The following is a 221-nucleotide window of genomic DNA, read 5'->3' on the forward strand; positions in this document are numbered from 1 at the left end:
GGTCGTTTTCATTATCGTTTCACGGTCGATACCCATGTCGATCATCGCACACGCGATTTTCAGGATCCCCCGTTTTTCGCCTTTATTCAATCCTTCTTGGAGTCCTTCCTGACGCCCTTCAATAAACCCTTTCTGGTGCCCCTTCTGCTCCAGTTTCTGCGCTATTGTCATCAGTACCTCCTCATACCTCGGGGACTGTTCTGACAGTCGTCGTAACATCC

Annotated in this window: 1 pseudogene; it reads right to left on the reverse strand. The window is 49.8% G+C overall.

From position 1 onward, the window contains the following. A pseudogene (locus ABR397_RS24850) lies at nt 1–221 on the reverse strand (ISNCY family transposase); the annotation flags it as partial.

The sequence above is a fragment of the Photorhabdus viridis genome (assembly GCF_040256935.1).
Lineage (GTDB): Bacteria > Pseudomonadota > Gammaproteobacteria > Enterobacterales > Enterobacteriaceae > Photorhabdus > Photorhabdus viridis.